The following is a 5,251-nucleotide window of genomic DNA, read 5'->3' as shown; positions in this document are numbered from 1 at the left end:
ACCCCGACGACGAGGACGTCCGCGAGCTTGCTCGTGAGACGTACGAGGAGGAGGGAGTAGGAGGCCGTCAGGCCGAATACCCCGACCAAGGAGTCGACACTCGAACCCACGTCATGGGCCATGGCGTGGGTTTTTGCTTCTCGGAGGCACGCTACGAGGATGAGACGATCTGACTGCCCCAGCGCCTGACGGTCGAGCTGTTCGACGTCGACGTGCACACCATCCGCGAGTGCCTGGGGAGCGCATTCTCCCCCAGACGAGTCCACGCACGATTCAGCGCTACCACCTCGACGCCATCATCTCAGTGGGCTACCGGTTCTCTGCATGACGCTACTATCAATAGCGGCAGAACAGCCCCGTCCCCACTGGAGACACCCTCCAGCCCCTGTCCCCCATGGCGACACCGAAGTCGCTCGGTACTGCACTGCCGCATATCCCTTTCAACTCAACCCTACGGTGGAGCCTCCCATGAGCCTGACGCGCGAACTGAACAACAAGCAGTCCCCATTCCGGCATCTGGTGGAGAGCTACGCCCCAGCGCTGGCCATGGCGGGTGGCAGATCCCCGGAAGGCAGGCGGTTTGCTGAGCACCTTGGTTTCCACGAACTCACCAAGGCACGCACACTGGCGCCGCTTCCGGATGGAGTCACCGACGCGCGGCGTCATTCACCAACCGTCGGCACGGCCTTCGATATCCGCACCAGGATGATGCTGGGCGAGTTCGAGCCGCGCCGGAGCGCCTCGGCGGCAGGCATGGATGCGTTCAACTTCGGCCTCGCACCGCTGCTGCCGAACGGCCAGCACATATCGGATGTGCTTGGCGATGCCTTCCTCGAAGCGGAGCGGCTCACCAGGGACGGCGACGACGTCGACCAGGACTACGCCAGCATCATCTTCGCGTGGTGCGAGTCCATCTACCGTGCCGGCCCGCGCGCCATGCACAGCTCATTGGGTGAACGCCTATCGGCAGCGCGAAACGTCGACGACGTGTACGACTCGGTCCCGCCACTCATGCTCGAAGACATCGCTCGCCTGCGCATCGTCAACCAACGACAGATCAAGCACTGGCGTCTACGCATGAGACATGGGGCCTTCTTCATCTCGAACCCATCCTTCTCCGGCGCTTTCCTCGTCGGCGGCGCCGACGGCGACTGGTTCATCGACGACACGCTCTTCGAATTCAAGGTCGTGGACAGGATCACGGCCCCACGGGTGAGACAAGTCCTCATGCAGCTCCTGGGCTATCTCATCCTCGACCTCGACAACGACTACGAGGCCGAGCGCATCGGCATCTGGCTGCCACGACAGGCAATGATCAGAACCTGGGAGATCAATAAGATTCTTGGCAGCAGATCCGGCGAGGTGCTGACACGGGCTCGGGCAGACGCGCAGCGCCTGCCCGAGCGGAGACTGGGGATGATCGCATGACGGCATACCGCATACCAGAACCAGCGACAGCCGACGCCCTCATCAGCTGTGGAAGTAGACCCGCTCCCCCCATGCCCCGAACGTGTTGGCCATCTGATAGTAGTAGCTACTGTCCTCATAGGCCGTCGCCAGACTGACACACTTCGACTCATGACCCCTGACGTAGAGATGGTGGGTCGGGCCCTGATCACTTTGCTCCGGGGCGATAGTGACTGGTATCCCGTCCGACGCTAAACCGAACGTCATGTTCGCCACACAGAACTGGTCATTCTCATCATTGTAAAATACTAGTACGTCTCCGGGGGTTCCTTCATAAGTCGGACCAAAACTGTTCGCCGACGCCGGTGCGGCGACCGCAAGAGTTCCGACCAGCACCGACCCCAGTGCTGCCGCCTTCATGATGCCCTTCTTGGTGAATCGCATGAGAACCTTTCCTTTCTTCCTGCGCTCTCGATCTGACTCAGTCACGGACGCTCATCCACGGAGCCGACCGGCCGCGCTTCGACCCGAGCACGCAAGAGTGGCGGTCGGCTCCAGGAATGCAGCCCGATAGAGCCTATTTCCCGCTTATAGACGCACCATTCTCTCCTTTTGCGAGAGACATGGCTGGACGACTTGGCGAGCGCGACTCCATCGGTGCCTGACACAAGCAGGTTAGCGATCCCCATTCACCAGCACCACGGGCGTCAATACCCCTTGACAGCACGCATTCCACGCTCTATTTTGTCTCGCCCTACGAATGGGATCAGGTGGTGAAGGTTATTCACAGCATCCGTCGAAGGTGCTGTGACCTGCGCAGATGCCAGTGTCAGCTAACCCTGTGAATAAGCCTCGGTGTGTGCGCTGTTGTTAACGTCTTTGACGTTTCTCGGTCGGGTTCTGCCCGTTCACGACCAGGCGGGGTCGGCGACGTAGACCGGGATGCCGGCGATGGCGGTGAAACCGGCGTGCTGGGCCATCTCGCCGCCCCGGCCCCAGATGATCGAGGCTCGCACGGCCCGAGGGAGGCCGGCGACCATGACCTGCAGGGCAGTGGTAACGGAGCCCAGGTCGTGGCCGCCGTCCCGACGATCCGCCACGAGCACACGTCAGCGGGCGAAGGCGGCACACACCCATCCGCAAAACAGCTGGTTCTTGTGAACTTTGGATATCTCCGCATTGAGGATCTCATCGCGCAGGCCCCTGACATGAGGAGGCCGGCTACGACGGGCGTGAGTCATACGCTTGGGGCGATCTGCACCACCCTCGCTGAGCGCGGCACCGATCGGCATGACAGTAATCCTCGCATCACCACCGCCAAGTCCCTGCCAAGACGCCCCAAAAGAACTATCAGGCCACTCACTCAACCAACCATCTCAACCGACTTTGCCACCTCCTTCGTACCGGAAGGCATGGTCAATCAGCTCATGCAAACGGCGGCCATACGCGCAGCAGGAGCGCACGACTTGCCGGCGCACCTTGACATCACACACCAAGATGAACCGCTGACACAAAGCTCATCGCCAACAATAGGGCCGAGCGGGCGCCAACAGGCACCAATACTCATTGACCCTCCAGCACGAGCTCGACTATTTTCTGAAAGGTTTTTCCATTACGGATCGTCAGTTGTTTGTAAAACCGGGCCTTGAGCAGCTTCTTATGATAATTTGATTTGAGATAGTCGGCCTGACTGTGATTGCAGTAAAAGAAGGCCGCTTGTCCAAAATGGAGCCGTTCTTCATCATTCGCCCAAGTTCCCGTCTCCGCCTCAATGGACGCCTTGTCCGCCTCAGGCAAGTAGAACAGCACATCCCGCCGATAGGCCGCTTCATCCTGCCACCAGCCCGGCAGACGATCCACCTCTTGCCGAAGCGTCACAGCGCCGACGATGATGAACGGTATCGGGAATTCATAGGTCGCATCAAAGTAACGCTTCAGTCTGCACCGAATCACTTCCTCCGGTTCAGTGCTGTCAAAAAATAGATTGCCGCTGTTGATGTATGAGACCACATTGGAGAACCCCAACTCCATTAAATCCGCCTTCAGGTGATTCATGCCAACCTTATTCTTGCCACCGACATTAATGCCACGAAGGAGGAGAGCATAACGCATCGGTTCTGCTTGAGAGTGGCCAGAAATACTCATGCCGCTATGATACCAGGACACACAAAGGGCACCACGTCAACAGCACATTGCGCATCCACATCCTCGAGCTACATAATCCCCCCTCTCGCACACGCAAATTGCGTCACAGGCCGTGCACCCATCCATAGTCCACGGTTTGTGATTTCCAGCTGCTCCCGCAGCAGAACCTCATAGCATCCCTCATCTGCTCGGGGACGTACTTACCGTGCGAGAACGGCGTTCTCCCGCAAACGACTGCGGTCCGACCGTCGTCATGTGAGGGAGAAACACGCCCTCGAGGCGGATCGCAGTCCCCGATCCACACGGTCGGTCACCCTGCGCCACCGTCGGGACCAGCCAGTACCGGCGTGAACTCTCCATAACCCTCCGCCTTCGCTCCCCCAGCCCGGACACATGCCACCCACAGCCGCACCGACTAGGCTGCCTCCCGAATAAATAATCGGCCGGCGGAAGGACGAGCGAGCGTGAGCAGGCCCCGACGCGACACCGCCTCCCCCTCCCCTTCACGTCCCCCACTGCGCCTGAAGTACGTCGAGGCCGTCCTCTGCGTCGCCTTCGCCCTGACCTTCGCCATCTGGACCCACCTGAGCGCGCCCGGCCCGCTCACCCCGGGCGCCGACCTGCATGCCCACAGCGGCTTGACCGCCCTCGACGCCCTCCTGCCCGCCCCGAGTACCCAGCCCCGCTCGGCGGCCGGCCAGCTCGCCGAGGCCTTCGCGATCCTCACCCACCCGCTCCTGCTCCTCGCGGTCATCGCGGCCTGGGTGGTCTACGCCTACAACGCCCGCATGCGCCGCCTGAGTGTCTCTCTGGCCATCGCCGCCGCCGGCATCCCCGTCCAGTTCCTCATCGCTCAGTCCCTGACCCGTCCCATCCCGGGGACGGCCTTCGCCGACTCGGTCTCCGCCTTCACCCACGCCTACCCCAACGCGCACGTCACCGCCATGACCCTGGCCTCCTGGGTCCTGGTGACCCTCGCGCGCGCCCACCACCACAGCACCAGGGTCGCCGCCGGCACCGTCGTCGGCTACGCGGCCGTCGCCGTGAGCGCCGTCGGCCAGTGGTACATGGGCCTGGCCACGCTCGGCGACCTGGTCGGAGGGTTCCTCCTGGGCGCCGCCTTCGCGAACCTGGCCCTGTGGGTCGGCGGCATCGATGCGATTCTCACCAGCTGGGTCAACAGCCGCTTGGCGCGCGCCAGCAGCGAGAAACGCGCCGCCGTCATCTACAACCCCACCAAGTTCGACGACCTCTCGCTCCTACGCCGCCGAGTCGCCGCGGAGGTGCGCGCCGCCGGCTGGCGCCCCACCGTCTGGCTGGAGACCACCCCCGACGACCCCGGCCGCTCCATGGCCCGCCGCGCCCTGGAGACCGGCGTCGACCTGGTCATGGTGGCCGGCGGCGACGGCACCGTGCGGGCCGTCTCCTCCCAGCTCGCCGGCACCGAGATGCCCATGGCCCTCGTCCCCGCCGGCACCGGCAACCTGCTGGCCCGCAACCTGTCCATCCCCCTGGACACCGATGCCGCCATCCGCCTGGCCCTGCACGGACGCGTCGAGGCCATCGACATGGTCACCTGCACCTTCGACGACGGCGAGGAACGCTTCGTCGTCATGGCAGGCATGGGCCTGGACGCCCAGATCATGGAGTCCACCGACTCGGGCCTGAAGAAGGTCATCCGCTCGGGCGCCTACGCGGT

At 62.8% G+C, this 5,251-nt stretch carries 5 protein-coding genes; 2 read left to right on the top strand and 3 right to left on the bottom strand.

Going from position 1 to position 5,251, the window contains the following annotated elements:
* The first annotated feature begins 468 nt into the window (after positions 1 to 468).
* Positions 469 to 1,428, top strand: a complete 960-nt coding sequence (locus RWR81_RS12210) for a hypothetical protein (protein WP_314458002.1) — start codon at positions 469 to 471, stop codon at positions 1,426 to 1,428.
* A gap of 42 nt (positions 1,429 to 1,470) precedes the next feature.
* Here the strand turns inward: RWR81_RS12210 and RWR81_RS12205 are convergent, their stop codons facing one another.
* The 3 genes from RWR81_RS12205 to RWR81_RS12195 all read right to left on the bottom strand — a co-directional run bounded on the left by RWR81_RS12205 (position 1,471) and on the right by RWR81_RS12195 (position 3,552).
* A complete protein-coding gene (locus RWR81_RS12205) occupies positions 1,471 to 1,896 on the bottom strand; it encodes a hypothetical protein (protein WP_314458001.1) in 426 nt (141 codons plus the stop codon).
* A 419-nt stretch (positions 1,897 to 2,315) separates the two neighbouring features.
* On the bottom strand, positions 2,316 to 2,507 hold the full coding sequence (locus RWR81_RS12200) for a hypothetical protein (protein WP_314458000.1): 192 nt from the start codon (positions 2,505 to 2,507) through the stop codon (positions 2,316 to 2,318).
* Between the two features lie 463 nt (positions 2,508 to 2,970).
* Positions 2,971 to 3,552 carry a DUF1697 domain-containing protein gene (locus tag RWR81_RS12195; RefSeq protein WP_314457999.1) on the bottom strand — a complete coding sequence of 194 codons (582 nt, stop codon included), beginning with the start codon at positions 3,550 to 3,552 and terminating at the stop codon, positions 2,971 to 2,973.
* Between the two features lie 464 nt (positions 3,553 to 4,016).
* On the opposite strand from RWR81_RS12195, the gene RWR81_RS12190 reads away from it, so the two are divergent.
* A partial coding sequence (locus RWR81_RS12190) for a diacylglycerol kinase family protein (RefSeq protein ID WP_314457998.1) occupies positions 4,017 to 5,251 on the top strand: 1,235 nt, incomplete at its 3' end.

Source organism: uncultured Actinomyces sp., assembly GCF_963526355.1.
Classification (GTDB): Bacteria; Actinomycetota; Actinomycetes; order Actinomycetales; family Actinomycetaceae; genus Actinomyces.
The sequence above is the reverse complement of the archived record's forward strand: the minus strand, read 5'-3'. Positions and strand labels throughout refer to the sequence as shown.

Coding starts and splice junctions, on each gene's coding strand:
- RWR81_RS12210 (WP_314458002.1), top strand. CDS start 469: ATGAGCCTGACGCGCGAACTGAACAACAAGCAGTCCCCATTCCGGCAT.
- RWR81_RS12195 (WP_314457999.1), bottom strand. CDS start 3,552: ATGAGTATTTCTGGCCACTCTCAAGCAGAACCGATGCGTTATGCTCTC.